Here is a 15404-nt window from a genome sequence, read left to right as displayed (position 1 = left end):
GCTCTAAGGAGTTGGTGATGAAAATTAAAGCAGTTATTTGGCAAGAAGATGGTGTATGGTGTGGCTCGGTTCCCGCTTTACCAGGTTGCCATACTTGGGGAGAGAGCTACGAGCAACTACTGGAAATGTTAGAAGATGCTATTCAAGGATGGTTGGATGTTGCCAGTCAACAGCAAGAACTAGAGCCTGAAAAACAGCTGATTGAGCTATCGCTATGAAATCTGTTTCTGGTAAGTCCCTCATAAGATTGTTGAGAAGCGAGGTTGGGTGCTTAAGAGAGTGACAGGTAGTCATCACATTTACACACAAGAGGACATTACAACCATCCTGGTTATTCCTGTGCATAGCAGTCGAGATCTACCAATTGGAACTCTAAGGAACATCCTTAAAGATGCCGGGCTAACCGAAAACGATTTATAGGCAGCTTATTAGACAGAGAACCCTATCCATGACTACTCCATACGTTTGTGCAGGAATTAGCTCAGAAGCGTTGATATGAGTGAAGCAATTGAGCGTGGCTTCCAGGACAATCAAACCCCTGCCACGATTAGCGTCCTGATGTCGGTCTACAACAGCGAGCGCTATCTGGCCCAGGCGATTGACAGCATCTTGACTCAAACCTTCAGCGACTTTGAGTTCTTGATTATTGACGATGGCTCTAGCGACTGCTCGGCTGAAATTCTGCAAACCTATGCGACCCAAGATGCTCGGATTTGCTTCACGAGTCGGGAAAATCGCGGCATTCCCCGCACTCGCAATCAGCTCTTGACTCAGGCTAGGGGAGAACTGGTTGCCATCATGGACGCGGATGACATTGCCCTACCCGACCGGTTTCGGCTACAGGTGGAGTTTCTGCGCCAGCACCCGGAGGTAGTATGTGTGGGCGGCGCGCTGGACTGGATCGACGAAAAAGGCAGACTACTAGGCCATTGTCCGATGCCACAAACCGATGAGGAACTGCAAACCCTGATGCTGGGTGGCATTTCGCTGCTGCATCATCCTACCGCCATGGTGCGACGCTCGGCTCTGCTGCAAGTTGGTGGTTACGACGAAACTATGATTGCCTCATCGGATTTGGATCTGTGGCTGCGGCTAGGAGAAATCGGCAAGCTCGCCAATCTACCCGATACCGTGCTGCGCTATCGTCTCCATCCCCACTCCATCACCCACGCCAAACAGGTGCGACAAGCTGATGATGCCTTAGCCGCCTGTCAACGAGCTTGGAAACGACGCGGTATTCAGGGCCAGTTCATTCGCCAACCGGCCGATCACCTGAAGCAGCATCAATTCTGGCTGCGCTGTGGCTGGAACAATTTTCTGGACGGCCAGCGCGATGTAGCTCGTCATTGCGGCATTCAGGCCATCAGCACAGGACCACGGAATCTGGAAGCCTGGAAACTGTTGGTCTGTGCGTTGATTAAGCCCATCCCAGTCAAACCCTGAATCTGCCATGCCTCTTGTTTCTGTTCTACTGCCCGTCTACAATGCGGAACGCTATCTAGGACCAGCAATCGAAAGTATTTTGACCCAGACCTTCACAGACTTCGAGCTGTTGATTACCGACGATGGTTCCAGCGACCGTTCTTTGGAGATTCTGCAAAGCTATGCAGCCCAAGATACTCGGATTCGCCTGCTCAGCCGTGAGAACAAAGGTCTGATTTACACCCTCAATGAAATGCTGGAGCAAGCCAACGGCGAATTTTTGGCCCGCATGGATGCGGATGACATTGCCACGCCCGATCGGTTGGCGCTTCAGGTGCAGTTTCTCCGCCAGCATCCAGAGGTAGTCTGTGTCGGCGGTGCCTTTGATTTGATTGACCCTCAAGGCCGCACGGTGCAGTGGATTCCGATGCCGGAACACAACGATGAGATCCAGCAGATGCTGCTGATTGGACGCACGATTATCAACCATCCCTGTGCCCTGATGCGGCGCTCGGCCCTGCAACAAATCGGCGGCTACGACCCGGACATGAAAACCGTCGAAGACCTGGACATGCTGCTGCGGCTCGGTGAAATTGGTCAGTTGGCAAACCTGCCGGACGTCGTGCTGAAGTACCGCTTTCACCCCAATTCGGTTAGTGCCCAAAATATTTTGTTTCAGTCGCAAATGGCGGAGCGAGCTTGTCAGAAAGCCTGGACACGACGCGGTATTAGCGGCTACTACGATTCGCCCCAGCCCTGGTATCGCCCGTTGCCAGAGCCAGATTCCCAGCAGCAGTTCTGGCATCACTATGGCTGGTGGGCCTTTTGCAACGGTTTTCGGCTCACGGCAGCAGAGTGTGGCCTCAAGGCGATTGCCGCTAAACCCACCACGCTGAAAAGCTGGAAACTATTGGCCTGCGCTTTGATCAAACCCATTCCCAAACCTGTCTCTAATCTCCAAACTGTCCTACAGCCAGAAAAATCGGTATGACTCCACCCAAGGTTTCGGTTCTAATGCCCGTCTACAACGCTCAGCGCTATCTGGCTGAAGCTGTGGAAAGCATTTTGCAGCAAACCTACCGCGACTTTGAGTTTTTGATTGTCAACGATGGTTCGACTGATCGGTCTTTGAAGATTTTGCAGCGCTATGCCGCTCAAGATAACCGGATTCGCCTGATTAGCCGGCCCAATACCGGATATGTGCAAGCTCTGAATGAGATGTTGGCTTTGGCGCAAGGCGAACTGATTGCCCGCATGGATGCCGATGATGTCGCGCTGCCGGATCGGTTGGCCCAGCAGGTGGACTTTTTGCAACAGCACCCAGACGTAGTGTGCGTCGGCGGTGCCCAAGACTGGATCGATGAGGCCGGACGGTTTCTGTTGCATCATCCCGAAGCTGAACAAAACGACGAAATTCAACAGCTTGCCCTCAGCGGCCAAACCCCAATCAACCATCCTTCGGCCATGATGCGGCGCTGGGCTGTGCAGCAAGTGGGTGGCTACGACGAATCGATGCATCCAGCCGAGGATCTGGATCTGTGGCTGAAGCTAGGCGAAATCGGCCAACTCGCCAATCTGAAGCAGACCGTCCTCCGCTATCGGCAACACGACCAGTCCGTCAGTGAACGCCTGCAAGCCCAACAAACCCAGCAGCGCCGCCATGCCTGCCAGCAAGCCTGGGAACGCCGCCGCATCCAGGGCCAATTCCACGAGGCACCACCTTGGCGTCCGGTGGACCGAGCTTCGCGCCACCAGTTCATCACCATGTACGGCTGGTGGTTTTTCAAAGCCGGCAACCGTGCCGACGCCCTCATCTACAGCCTCAAAGCCATCCGCACCATGCCCTGGAACCCCGATGGCTGGCGGCTTTTGGCCTGCACGTTAATTAAACCGATACCAGATTAGAAGTTTTGATTATGCCGCTTGTTTCTGTCTTAATGGCCGCCTATAACAGCGAACGCTATGTGGCCCAGGCCGTTACCAGTATCCTGAATCAAACCTGGCCGGATTTGGAGCTGATTATTATCAACGATGGCTCTACGGATGGGACTCTCAGGGTTTTGCAGCAGTTAGCCGATCAGGATCAGCGCATTCGCCTGATCAGCCGGGAGAATCGCGGCATTCCCCGCACGCGCAACGAACTGGTTGCCCGAGCCAGCGGCGAACTGATCGCCATCCTAGATGCCGACGACATTGCCCGACCGGATCGATTAGCCCAACAGGTCGCGTTTCTTCAGCAGCATCCCCAAGTGGTTTGCCTGGGCAGCGCCTTTGAATTGATCGACGCCAAAGGCCGGTTTCTCACTCAGCTGCCTGTGCCGCTGCACAACGATGAGATTCAGACGAAAATCCTGGCCGGACATGCCGCGATCTTCCAGCCCTGCGCGATGCTGCGTCGTTCGGTGGTGTTGCAGATTGGCGGTTATGACGAAACCATGACCCAGGCTGAAGATCTCGATCTATGGCTGCGGTTGGGAGAAGTGGGTGAGTTAGCAAATTTACCAGAGGCACTGGTGCAATACCGGCTCCATGCCAACTCCGTCAGTGAACAGGACTGTGCCCTCCAGCGACAAAAAGCCCTCGAAGCCTGTGAGCGAGCGTGGCAGCGGCGGGGTATCCAGGGCGGGTTTGAGGCCGGTGAGCTGTGGCGTCCGGGCAAGGATCATGGCTCGCAACACCGCTTCTGGATGCAATATGGCTGGTGGGCCTTCAATAGCGGTGAGCGCCAAACGGCTTTGATCTACGGCCTAAAAGCGATTCGAGCCTTGCCTTGGCATCGCGCCGGATGGATTCTGGTGAGCTGCGCCCTGCTGAAGCCCTTACCGAAGCCAGCCAAGCAAGGAACTGGGGAATGAAGCACTGCTATGAAGCTAGCAGGGCAGCCCAATGGCTTAAAAATCCCAGAAGCCGCTGCCATTTCACTGCTTGCCCCCGTATATGACTAGGGTATTTGTATAAAATTTTATATTCTAGATTTAGATTTTCCGCAAGTTCCAGGTATAACCTAAGGTAGATGCTAATTTTTAGATAATTGGTTACGTAGATCTACGGGGAGGCTTGCAAAAAATTTTGAGCTAAAGTGCGTCAAATCACGGCGAAGGGAGTTGGGTTTGTGATTTACTAGTTATCTCCGACGCTTTTCAGGTGGCCGCTACCCAATAGGAAGGGAGGAATAGGTCTGTGGTGCAATCTAGAAACCAGTCGGTGCTTGTCAGTGTGGTCGTGCCCGTATACAACGCCGAACGCTACATTGCTGCTGCCCTGTCTTCAATTTTGCAGGAACACACCGTACCCCTAGAAGTAATTGTGGTCAATGATGGCTCGACCGATGCTTCGCTAACGCGAGCACGGGCGCTAGGCGATCCGCGGCTGCGGATTATCGAGAATCAAGGCAAAGGCATTGCCGATGCCCTCAATACCGGGTTGGCTGTAGCTCGTGGTCAATATATGGTGCGATGCGACGCAGACGACCTGTACCCTGCGAACCGAATTGCCCAGCAGGTGAATTGGTTGAGCCAAAATCCTGAGTTTGGTGCCATCTGCGGTGGGTATGCTGCCATTGCCCCGAAAGGATCGCCGCTGGTCCAGTTCGACGATAGCCCAATCGCCGAAGAAATTACCCTAGAGCTTTGTGCTGGCTATGCACGCACCCATCTTTGTACCTATGCGATCCGAACCGATGTACTGCGCTCGTTGGGTGGGTTTCGTTCCTACTTCAAGACGGCAGAAGATATTGATCTCCAGTTGCGCCTAGGAGAAGCCTGTCGCGTCTGGTATGAGCCAGGAATCCACTACTATTACCGCCTGCACCGCGCCTCGATTACCCACACCAAGAGTTCGACCGAACGCGAGTTTTTTGATGCCATTGCCCGCGAATTCCAATCTCAGCGGCAAACAACTGGCATGGATGACCTCCAGCGGGGCATTGTGCCACCACCGCCGCCAATCTCACCGTCTTGCCGTCCTCTATCTGCGGCTCAACATATCCAAAAGTTTTTGCTGTGGCGGGCTTGGTACGAGCATCAAGCAGGCCAGCGCTGGCAGGCCATCTCGACTGGAGTACGCTCAGCTCTGACTTTTCCTAGCAATCTGGCGACATGGCGCAGTGTGTTAGCTCTAGCCTTGAAACCCGTTGAAGCAACCAGTTTTGACATTAAGCCCACCTTTCGCCGCTAAGCACTGTTAGATCCGGTGCCGCGAGATCTGGCAAATCCTTTACAGGAATGGCGCAATATTTGCAGAATTTTGCCCAAATTGCAGCAGCGATCCGGACATCCCAGAGGACAATAGACAAGAATGGGCTAAGCGCAGATTAGCAACACGCCCCTTCTGGTTGCCGCCCTTTTCGGATGCTTAGTATGACTTCACTTGACACTCCTCTCCGCCGCACACCTCTCTATACCGCGCAATTGGCACTCAACGCCCGCATGGTCCCCTTTGCCGGATGGGAAATGCCGGTCCAGTACAGCGGCATTAGCAAAGAGCACCAAGCCGTGCGGGAACAGGCGGGTCTATTCGACATCTCCCACATGGGCAAGTTCCAGTTTCGGGGTCGCAATTTGCTGGCTCAGCTCCAGGCTCTGGTCCCTTCAGATTTAAGCCGCTTGAAGCCCGGAGCAGCTCAGTATACGGTGCTGCTCAATCCCGAAGCTGGCATCATTGATGATCTGATCATCTACTACCAGGGTACTGATGCCGATGGCACAGAACGGGTGATGACGATTGTGAACGCCGCCACCTTGGAAAAGGACAAGCAGTGGTTTCTGGCTCACCTCGATGCGCAGCAGGTGGCCTTAGCCGATCTATCTGCCGACCGGGTGCTTTTAGCCGTGCAGGGACCGCAGGCAATTGCTCAGTTGCAGCGGTTTGTAGACGCGGATCTGTTAGCCGTGCAGCGGTTTGGTCACATCGAAGCTCCAGTACTGGGTAAATCCAGTTTCCTGGCTCGAACTGGCTACACTGGCGAAGATGGCTTTGAGGTCATGGTAGATCCAGAAATAGGACTGGAATTGTGGCCGCAGCTCGTGGCTGCTGGGGTTGTGCCTTGCGGGTTGGGGGCACGGGATACGCTGCGGTTGGAGGCGGCAATGGCGCTCTATGGTCAGGACATCGATGAAACCACAACGCCTTTAGAAGCGGGTCTGGGCTGGTTGGTGCATTTGGACCGGGTGGAGGCGTTTATGGGCCGCTCGGTGCTGGAGCAACAAAAGCAGATGGGCCTAACCCGTCGCTTGGTGGGATTGCAATTGAGTGGACGCAACATTGCTCGCCACGATTACCCAATTGTGCAGGCCGGAGCCACAATCGGCAAAGTCACCAGCGGTACCCTTTCACCGACGCTGGGCTACCCAATTGCGCTGGCCTATGTGCCTACGGAACTATCCAAACTTAACCAATCGCTAGACGTTGAGATCCGCGGCAAGCTGTATCCTGCTACGGTAGTGAAGCGGCCATTCTACAAGAGTCCTAGCCTGGGCTAGATTGAACTCTGACTGCTTCAATGGCTGCTTGGCAGAAGCAAACCTATGGGCAGCGAACTGACGGTAACTAGCAGCAGCTTTTTGGCGTTGGCAATTGGGTTGGCGTTGAGCTTTGAGTTTGTCAACGGCTTCCACGATACGGCGAACGCAGTGGCTACGGTGATCTACACCAATAGTCTCAAACCCATCGTGGCTGTGATCTGGTCTGGGATCTGGAACCTGATTGGCGTCCTCACTTCGACGGGCTTGGTGGCCTTTAGCGTCGTGGCGCTGCTGCCAGCAGAGTTGGTGCTGAATGTGGGTTCGGGGGCTGGATTTGCCATGGTGTTTGCCCTGCTGATTTCCGCGATCCTGTGGAATTTGGGTACGTGGTATCTGGGCCTACCGGCCTCCAGTTCCCATACCCTGATTGGCTCCATCTTGGGCGTGGGCTTGGCAAATGCTTGGCTAGGTGAGAGTTTTGGCGAGGGCGTCAATTGGGCAAAAACTGAGGAGGTATTGATTGCCTTGCTGACCTCGCCGCTGATTGGCTTCTGCTGCGCGGCACTGCTGTTGCTGATTGGCAAATTCCTGTTGCCACAACCTGAACTCTTTGCTGCGCCAGATGAGGAAAAACCGCCGCCGCTCTGGATTCGAGGTTTGCTGATTCTCACCTGCACCGGCGTTAGTTTTGCCCACGGCTCGAACGATGGTCAAAAAGGCATGGGGTTGATCATGCTAATTCTGGTTGGCATTCTGCCAGGTCTCTATGCCTTAAATCTGACTCTAACTCCTGAGGCGGTTAACCAGCTCACATCCTCTGCGCAAACCATCGTCAATCAACTCGAACAAATCGAACAGGATCATTTACATGAGATCAAGTATTTGCTGGTGGACAACTCGCAGATCACAACTAATGAACAGGCAACGAACGAGTTGTCTCGCTTCTTGAAAACGAGCGCAGATATTAGCGAGAATACACTAACAGCCTTAGCCGTAAAAGAAAGGAAAATTACTGAAATGCTCACTGGAGCTAGTTTGACTGAACTTTCTACTCCACAGCGATCCCAACTTCGCAGTGATGTTTACCTGATCTCAAGCACGCTGGAAAAACTGGAGCGGCTCCACCAACTGCCAGTTGCTTTAGATACCGACCTAGTGCAAACCCATCGCTGCCAGTTGGCTAGTTTAACTCAGTTCATTCCGATCTGGGTCAAGGTTGCAGTCGCGATCGCCTTAGGTATTGGAACGATGGTGGGCTGGAAGCGGATTGTGGTTACAGTCGGTGAAAAAATCGGCAAGGAACATCTCACCTATGCGCAAGGCGCTTCAGCCGAACTGGTGGCAATGGGAACCATCATTGCGGCTGATTCGTTTGGTTTGCCGGTGAGCACAACTCACGTCCTTTCCTCTGGGGTTGCAGGTACAATGACAGCGAATGGATCGGGGCTGCAAATTACAACGGTACGCAACATTCTGCTGGCCTGGATATTGACTTTACCAGTTTGCATCGGACTAGGTGGAGCCACCTTTGCGGCAGGTTTGGCCGTGGTGCATCTGCTTGGTTTTGAGTAGCTGACGAGGTATCTAGGCGTGGGTTGAATCTTTGCTGTTCATCCTACAGTCCACAGGTTACAGTCCACAGGTTACAGTCCACAGGTGAGCAGCCGATTAAAGAAATAGTTGGTCATTTTAGAACCAAACGGTGAGTTCCACCAGCGAGACGGATGACAGCCAAGAGGTGCACTCAGCGTATAGTCTAAATCGTCACATTTGATCCATTTTTCACTCGCACGCCACCCTACCTGTTCACCGAACCGTTCAATCATCGTTCGATCTTGGGCAATGGTGGTCTCTAGGGTTCCGCCCACGTCTTGATAGATTTTAATTTGCACACTAAAGCCAAACTTACCTTGACTGTGGGTCTGCCAGAGATTGTCAATCACTCGCAGCGTGCTGCAAGGAAACTGCCGCATATCATCAGGTGTAATGTCTTCTAGGTTAGGCTCACCCGTCACGGCCTGAATCACGCGAATGGTTTCCCAATCAGCCTCCCGGAAATCCCCTGCGGCTAGCAGCTCCTGTAGCTTTTGGTAGCGCTGCACATCGGTCACTAGCATCAAACTATTTTCTGAGCGAGTCAACCGATCACTAATGGTAGTGAGAATTTGACCAAACTGTTGTAGTTGGGTTTCAATCGCAGCGAGCCGCGTCATTAGCTCAGAGGACTGGAATTCAGATGGTTGAAATTCAGAGGTCTGGGGTTCAGGTTGTTGCAGGTCAGACATGACTTACCTCAGGGTGGAGAGCAGCAAATGCTTTGCCTCATCATGCCACAGAAACTCAACTCTGGTTTGTAGCCTGGCTTGTGGCATGATTGGTGGCCTGTTGCCCTGAATTGGATTATCTAAAAAACCGCAGTAACACCCATGCTTTCTAACGCTTCGGCAATTTGACTTACTTTGTACTGAAATTTTTCCGTAAAATTGTGGAATTCTTAAGATCGAAAACTGATGAGGCAGTGAACAATAGAACTTAACCTCCCTGTTTCTAGCATTTATTGCTTCATGGGTCGCTAACGGTTTGGAATAGCTGGTGCAAATTGTCAATCGAACCGTTAGCCTTCACGCAGTCTGAGTTACGCAGTCTGAGTTACACAGTTTGAGTTAAAGAGATCGCAGATCAGTCCATCTATGCCCCCCTGTATCCACCGAGGTCCAGCTGAGAATTTGTTCATTCTTTCGGGTAATGCCCCGAAACGGCCATCGTGATCTAAATCGTGATCTAACAAGTAACGTAACAATGGATCAGTTGCAGAAAGCTGAGCAGACTTACCACCTCCTTGATTTAATGCCGATTGGAGCCTGTGTGCTGGATCCGGACTATCGCGTTTTGTTTTGGAACGCTTGTCTGGAGCAGTGGACTAATCTCCCAAGAACAAAAATCATTGGGCACGGCATTGGCTCCTATTTTCCGGTTTTTAATCAGCCTGAATATCAGGCGCTATTGCAATCTATTTTCCTAGGAGAGAAAACCAAACTGTCGCTCAAGCAGCTTCTGCCGTTATTTTTGCCCCATCTTGCTGTTACCCATCAGTGTCAAATCACGATCACAGCTGTACCAGCTTCCCAAAGTGAAGGCTATGAGGCGTTACTCTCCATTCAAGCTGTAGCGGTTTCTAGTTCAGCGGATGAGCTGCCCATCCCTGCAGGGAGTCCAGCAACTGCTAATCCAGTCACCCCCTTTGCTAATCTAGCTTCAGAAAATAGCTGTGAAGCTGAGCAGGCTGCTGATTCTGGTTCTGCTGGATCTTTAGTGCAGCAACTGCGACGCCGCACCCATCTGCTCGAACAAATTACTGCCGCTATGCGCCAGAGTTTGGATATGCAAAAAATTTTCCAAATGACGGTGACTCAGATTGGCCGAGCCTTTGAGGTGAATCGCTGCCTGATCCACAGCTACACCAGTGACCCCGCACCTCAGTTGAGCGTAATTAGCGAGTATGTGGAATCGGGCTATGACGCTACTTGTAACTTGCAGATTCCCGTTGCAAATAATACCTATGTCGCCAGACTGTTAGCGGGCGATCAGGCGATTGCCTCGGCGGATGTCACCACCGAACCCCTGCTGCACGGCATGGTTCAGGTTTGCCATCGCTATCAAATTCGCTCGCTGCTAGCCGTTCGCACCTCCTATCAAGGGGAAGCTAATGGAGTAATCAGTTTGCAGCAATGTCATCGAGTCCGCCACTGGACTGCGGATGAAGTAGATTTACTGGAAGCAGTGGCAGCCCAAGTTGGTGTCGTGATTGCCCAAGCCCGATTGTTGGACCAAGAACGGCGGCAGCGGCAGGAGTTGACGTTAAAAAATGCGGCGTTGGAACAGGCTCGCTGGGAAGCAGAAGCATCTAACCAGGCCAAAAGCAACTTCCTAGCCACGATGAGTCACGAAATCCGCACTCCCATGAATGCGGTGATTGGCATGACCGAACTGCTGCTAGAGACTGAATTGACACTGCAACAGCAGGATTTTGTCGAAACCATTCGCACCAGCGGCGATACCCTGCTTACCATCATCAACGACATCCTTGACTTTTCCAAAATTGAAGCTGGACGGTTGGATCTGGAGCAGCGCCCGCTCGATTTGCGCACCTGCATCGAAGGGGTTTTAGATTTATTGGCTCCCAAAGCGTCAGAAAAAGGGCTAGAGCTAGCCTATTTGATCGATCCCAACGTACCCCCACAGATCTTGGGCGACATCACCCGGTTGCGGCAAATTTTGACTAACTTGGTAGGCAATGCCATCAAATTTACTGAACAAGGTGAAATTACGATTACTGTGGCAGCCCGCAAACTCAAAAAGGCTAAACTTGCGACCGTGAACTCATGCGCTAGCCCAGAGCCAAGCATCTACGCGATTCGGTTTGCTGTTAAAGACACCGGAATTGGCATTCGCTCAGACCAACTGAATCGCTTGTTTAAGCCATTTAGCCAGGTGGATTCTTCGATTAGCCGTCAGCACGGAGGCAGCGGTTTGGGGCTGGTGATTAGCCAGCGCTTGAGCGAGATGATGGGCGGCAGAATTTGGGTGGACAGTGAACTCGGACGCGGCTCCACCTTCTGTTTTTCAATTGTGGCAACGGCAGTCCAGCCTGCAACCAGCCCTATGCCGCTGGAGCATCGCTCCCTGCTGCTCAATAAAAAACTGCTGATCGTAGACGACAACGGTACCAGTCGGCAAAATTTAGTGCTCCAGGCCCGTAACTGGGGCATGAGTGTGCAAGCGTTTGCGAAAGCAGCCGACGCTCTGAATTGCTTGCAACAGGGACAGGAGTTTGACCTGGTACTCATTGACAGCTATCTGCCCGACCTAGACGGCTTGAGGCTCATCCAGGCAATTCGCCAACTTCCTGTCGGTCAGCACTTGCCCCTGATTCTGCTAACCAGCCGTGGTCCTTCTACCGACATTCCATCAGAAACCGATTCTGCCAATCTCAGCTATCTTCACAAACCCATTAAACAGTCCCAGTTCTATCAGGTGCTGCTGGATAATTTGGTCAGAACTCCGGCCCTCGACGCTAGTATGATCACTCTGCTGCAAACAGAACAGCTAGCTGAGCAGTTACCGCTGCGGATTCTGGTGGCGGAAGACAATGTGGTGAATCAGAAAGTGATTCTCAAGCTGCTGCAACGGTTGGGCTACCAAGCCGAGGTGGTCCGCAATGGGCTAGAGGTGCTGGATGCCTTGGCTCGACAGGTCTATGATGTGATTTTGATGGATGTGCAAATGCCAGAAATGGATGGATTAGCAGCAACTCGGCAAATTAATCGGCTGCCCCAACCGCGTCCACACATCATTGCGGTAACGGCCAGCGCCATGCAGGGCGATCGGGAGGAATGTTTACGAGTCGGGATGGATGATTACCTCAGTAAACCGCTGCGGTTGGACAGTTTACATCAAGCGCTGAGCCGCTGCCGAGTCTTGAACTGAGGATGAGAGGGGAGGATGAGATAGGGTTAGACTCAAAGAGGGAATCTACCCTTGCCGAGTTCTAGCTAGCCCCATGCCGAATCGTCTTGCTCAAGCCCAAAGCCTCTACCTGCGCAAGCATGCCGAAAATCCAATCGACTGGTGGCCCTGGTGCGACGCTGCCCTTGAGAAGGCCAAGCAAGAAAACAAGCCCATTTTCCTATCCATCGGCTATTCGAGCTGTCACTGGTGCACGGTAATGGAAGGGGAAGCCTTCTCGGATCCGGAAATTGCCGAGTACATGAACACCCACTTTGTGCCGATTAAGGTGGACCGGGAAGAGCGACCTGACCTCGACAGTATTTATATGCAGGCGTTGCAGCTGATGACCGGACAAGGCGGCTGGCCTCTGAATGTCTTTCTTGCTCCAGAGGATCTGGTTCCTTTCTATGGCGGTACCTATTTCCCGCTGCAAGAGCGCTACAATCTGCCTGGTTTTTTGCGGCTCCTGCAGGAGATTCACCGCATTTACACCACTGAAGCTGAGAACATTCTGTCGGTGAAGTCGCGGCTATTGAACCGGCTCCAGCAGTCTACTCAATTACCCAAAGGTGAGGACTTAACGGCAGATTTGCTGCGGTTAGGGTTGGAGTATAGCGCTGGCATTCTGGCGGCCAAAGGCATGGGGCCAAGCTTTCCGATGATTCCCTATGCTGGTACGGCCTTGCGCGGCCACCGATTTGACTTTCCCGATCGGCGCTATGATGCGCTCAGTGTCTGTCAACAACGCGGTACCGATCTGGCTTTGGGCGGAATTTATGACCATGTGGGTGGTGGCTTCCATCGCTATACGGTTGACCCGACCTGGACGGTGCCCCACTTTGAAAAAATGCTCTACGACAACGGCCAAATTGTTGAATACCTGGCTGACCTCTGGGCCGTGGGTATCCAGGAGCCTGCCTTTGAACGGGCAATTGTGGGCACAGTACAGTGGCTGAAGCGGGAAATGACCGCACCGCAGGGGTTCTTTTATGCCGCTCAGGATGCCGATAGTTTTGTCACACCTGACGAAGCTGAGCCAGAAGAAGGTGCTTTCTATGTCTGGTCCTACAGCGAGCTAGAGCAACTCCTCACTCCTAATGAATTAAGCGAACTGAGCGACCGATTTCTGATCACACCCCAAGGCAATTTCGAGGGCAAGATCGTGCTGCAACGCCGCGATGCAGAGCAGCTTTCTGCCCAGCTAGAAACCGCTCTCGGCAAACTATTTAGGGCTCGTTACGGTACACCTGCTGCCGCTACGTCCACCTTTCCACCGGCTCGCAATAATCAGGAAGCCAAACAGCAATCCTGGCCGGGCCGAATTCCGTCGGTGACAGATACCAAGATGATCGTGGCCTGGAATAGCCTGATGGTTTCTGGACTGGCTCGGGCCGCCGCCGTCTTCCAGCAATTGGACTACTATCGGCTGGCGGCAACAGCGGCTCAGTTTATCCTGGAGCACCAACAGGTTGAGGGCCGCTTCCATCGTCTTAACTATGAGGGTGCGCCGAGCGTTTTGGCCCAGTCGGAGGACTATGCCCTATTTATCAAAGCGCTGCTCGATCTGGATCAGGCGGCTTCGGCCTTGGCAATCTCCGCCGATTGGTTAGATCAGGCTGTACAGTTGCAAACCGAGTTTGACGAGTTTCTCTGGAGTATTGAGTTAGGCGGTTACTACAACACCGATGCGCGTGGCGATCTGGTTGTGCGGGAACGCAGTTATGAAGACAATGCCATTCCCTCTGCAAATGGTGTAGCGGTGGCCAATCTAGTACGACTGTTTCTTAGTTTGGAACAGGTCAGCTACCTGGATCAGGCCGAGCAAACGTTGCAAGCCTTCAGCACGGTCATGCAGGAACGGCCTCAAACCTGCCCCAGTTTGTTTGCGGCCCTAGACTGGTTCCAGCATCCTACATTGGTGCGTACCAGATCAGAACAGATTGGTACTCTTGCCACTCAGTACCAGCCAACCGTTGTGTATCACCGATCGGCTGACCTGCCAGACGGGGCGATTGCGATGGTTTGCCAGGGCTTGAGCTGTCAGGAACCGGCCCGCTCAGAGGACCAGCTTCAGGCGCAACTCCGACAGAGCATTTTAGCGCCCCACTAGCTTCACCAGCCCGATGCCGCCAAAATACAACCCCAGTACGGCTCCGGCCAGTAAACTCTGGGTGACGGGATCGGTAGAGGGCGTCAAAACCGCTCCTAGCACCGCGGCTGCTAAAATCACCACCCGCCAACCGGTCAGCATTTGCTGAGACGATACGATGCCCAGTGCCCCCAGCAAAAGCTGAATAATCGGAATCTGGAAGGCCAAGCCCGTACTGAACATCAGCAATAGCACAAACTCGAAATAGCGTTCGATCGACCACATCTGCTCGACCACGCCTTCACCATAGGTAATGAAAAAGTTGAGCGCAGCGGGCACCAGAGCATAGTAGGCAAAGGCCAGTCCAGCCACAAACAGCACCGTAGATCCCAGGACCACCGGCCCCAGCAAACGCCGCTCGCGTCGGGTCAGACCGGGCAGCACAAACTGGACAATCTGATACAGCACAAACGGGCTGGCGACCAGTATGCCGCTGTAGCCTGCGACCTTCAGAGACACAAAGAAATATTCTCCAGGAGCAAGCTGCAAAAACTTGGCACCCTGAGCAGGGACCTCTAGAAGCCGCACAATCGGATTCACAAAGACAAAGCAGACAATGATGCCCAAGACAATTGCAATCAGGGCATAAAAGATGCGCAGCCGCAGTTCTTCGAGGTGGTCGAACAGCGACATTTCCATATCGTCTGGCACTTCATCGAGGTAGTCGTCTGGGTCGGTCGAGTCAGGGGTCACCTGCTCGGCATCTACCGGTCCATTGGAGGTAATCGATTGACCATTCTGAGCGGTAGAATTCGCAGTTTCTAGATCGTCTAGATCGGGAGGAACGGTCATGGGTTCTTACAGCAAAATAACAGCGACCTTGCCCCATTCTATCTGGAACCGGCAGGGTTCAGGGCCAAGCT

13 protein-coding genes are annotated in these 15404 nt (G+C 53.0%); 11 read left to right on the top strand and 2 right to left on the bottom strand.

The features are described 5' to 3' along the window. The first annotated feature begins 17 nt into the window (after positions 1-17). The 9 genes from HJG54_RS21530 to HJG54_RS21495 all read left to right on the top strand — a co-directional run bounded on the left by HJG54_RS21530 (position 18) and on the right by HJG54_RS21495 (position 8456). The gene (locus HJG54_RS21530; RefSeq protein WP_316431321.1) at positions 18-218 is read left to right on the top strand and encodes a type II toxin-antitoxin system HicB family antitoxin; all 201 of its coding nucleotides are present in this window, start codon (positions 18-20) and stop codon (positions 216-218) included. Positions 219-267: 49 nt separating this feature from the next. Beyond that, the gene (locus HJG54_RS35515; protein ID WP_420717274.1) at positions 268-420 is read left to right on the top strand and encodes a type II toxin-antitoxin system HicA family toxin; all 153 of its coding nucleotides are present in this window, start codon (positions 268-270) and stop codon (positions 418-420) included. Between the two features lie 75 nt (positions 421-495). After that, positions 496-1443 (top strand): glycosyltransferase family 2 protein, encoded by a 948-nt coding sequence (locus HJG54_RS21525; RefSeq protein ID WP_316431319.1) that lies wholly within the window; start codon positions 496-498, stop codon positions 1441-1443. 7 nt (positions 1444-1450) lie between these two features. Beyond that, complete coding sequence (locus HJG54_RS21520; RefSeq protein ID WP_316431317.1) at positions 1451-2413, top strand: glycosyltransferase family 2 protein; 963 nt, start codon at positions 1451-1453, stop codon at positions 2411-2413. Further along, on the top strand, positions 2410-3327 hold the full coding sequence (locus HJG54_RS21515; RefSeq protein ID WP_316431316.1) for a glycosyltransferase family 2 protein: 918 nt from the start codon (positions 2410-2412) through the stop codon (positions 3325-3327). Before HJG54_RS21520 ends, HJG54_RS21515 begins: the two co-directional genes overlap by 4 nt. Before the next feature lie 11 nt (positions 3328-3338). After that, positions 3339-4277 carry a glycosyltransferase family 2 protein gene (locus tag HJG54_RS21510; protein ID WP_316431314.1) on the top strand — a complete coding sequence of 313 codons (939 nt, stop codon included), beginning with the start codon at positions 3339-3341 and terminating at the stop codon, positions 4275-4277. 325 nt (positions 4278-4602) lie between these two features. Then, a complete protein-coding gene (locus HJG54_RS21505; protein WP_316431313.1) occupies positions 4603-5598 on the top strand; it encodes a glycosyltransferase family 2 protein in 996 nt (331 codons plus the stop codon). Positions 5599-5780: 182 nt separating this feature from the next. Further along, positions 5781-6902 (top strand): glycine cleavage system aminomethyltransferase GcvT, encoded by a 1122-nt coding sequence (gcvT, locus tag HJG54_RS21500; protein ID WP_316431311.1) that lies wholly within the window; start codon positions 5781-5783, stop codon positions 6900-6902. Between the two features lie 45 nt (positions 6903-6947). Then, entirely contained in the window at positions 6948-8456 is a 1509-nt protein-coding gene (locus HJG54_RS21495; protein ID WP_316431309.1) for an inorganic phosphate transporter, read from the top strand. A gap of 71 nt (positions 8457-8527) precedes the next feature. Here the strand turns inward: HJG54_RS21495 and HJG54_RS21490 are convergent, their stop codons facing one another. Further along, positions 8528-9169, bottom strand: coding sequence for a GUN4 domain-containing protein (locus HJG54_RS21490; protein ID WP_316431307.1), 642 nt, complete (start codon positions 9167-9169; stop codon positions 8528-8530). A 514-nt stretch (positions 9170-9683) separates the two neighbouring features. On the opposite strand from HJG54_RS21490, the gene HJG54_RS21485 reads away from it, so the two are divergent. After that, entirely contained in the window at positions 9684-12371 is a 2688-nt protein-coding gene (locus tag HJG54_RS21485) for a response regulator (RefSeq protein ID WP_316431305.1), read from the top strand. Between the two features lie 73 nt (positions 12372-12444). Further along, positions 12445-14502 carry a thioredoxin domain-containing protein gene (locus HJG54_RS21480; protein WP_316431303.1) on the top strand — a complete coding sequence of 686 codons (2058 nt, stop codon included), beginning with the start codon at positions 12445-12447 and terminating at the stop codon, positions 14500-14502. Here the strand turns inward: HJG54_RS21480 and tatC are convergent. Next, on the bottom strand, positions 14488-15333 hold the full coding sequence (gene tatC, locus HJG54_RS21475; protein WP_316431302.1) for a twin-arginine translocase subunit TatC: 846 nt from the start codon (positions 15331-15333) through the stop codon (positions 14488-14490). The two genes, HJG54_RS21480 and tatC, sit on opposite strands and share 15 nt — an antisense overlap. Between the last annotated feature and the right edge of the window lie 71 nt (positions 15334-15404).

This window comes from Leptolyngbya sp. NK1-12 (assembly GCF_032598965.1).
In the GTDB taxonomy this organism is placed as follows: Bacteria; Cyanobacteriota; Cyanobacteriia; order Elainellales; family Elainellaceae; genus Elainella.
Note: the sequence above shows the minus strand (reverse complement) of the source record. Positions and strands in the feature narration are given on the sequence as shown.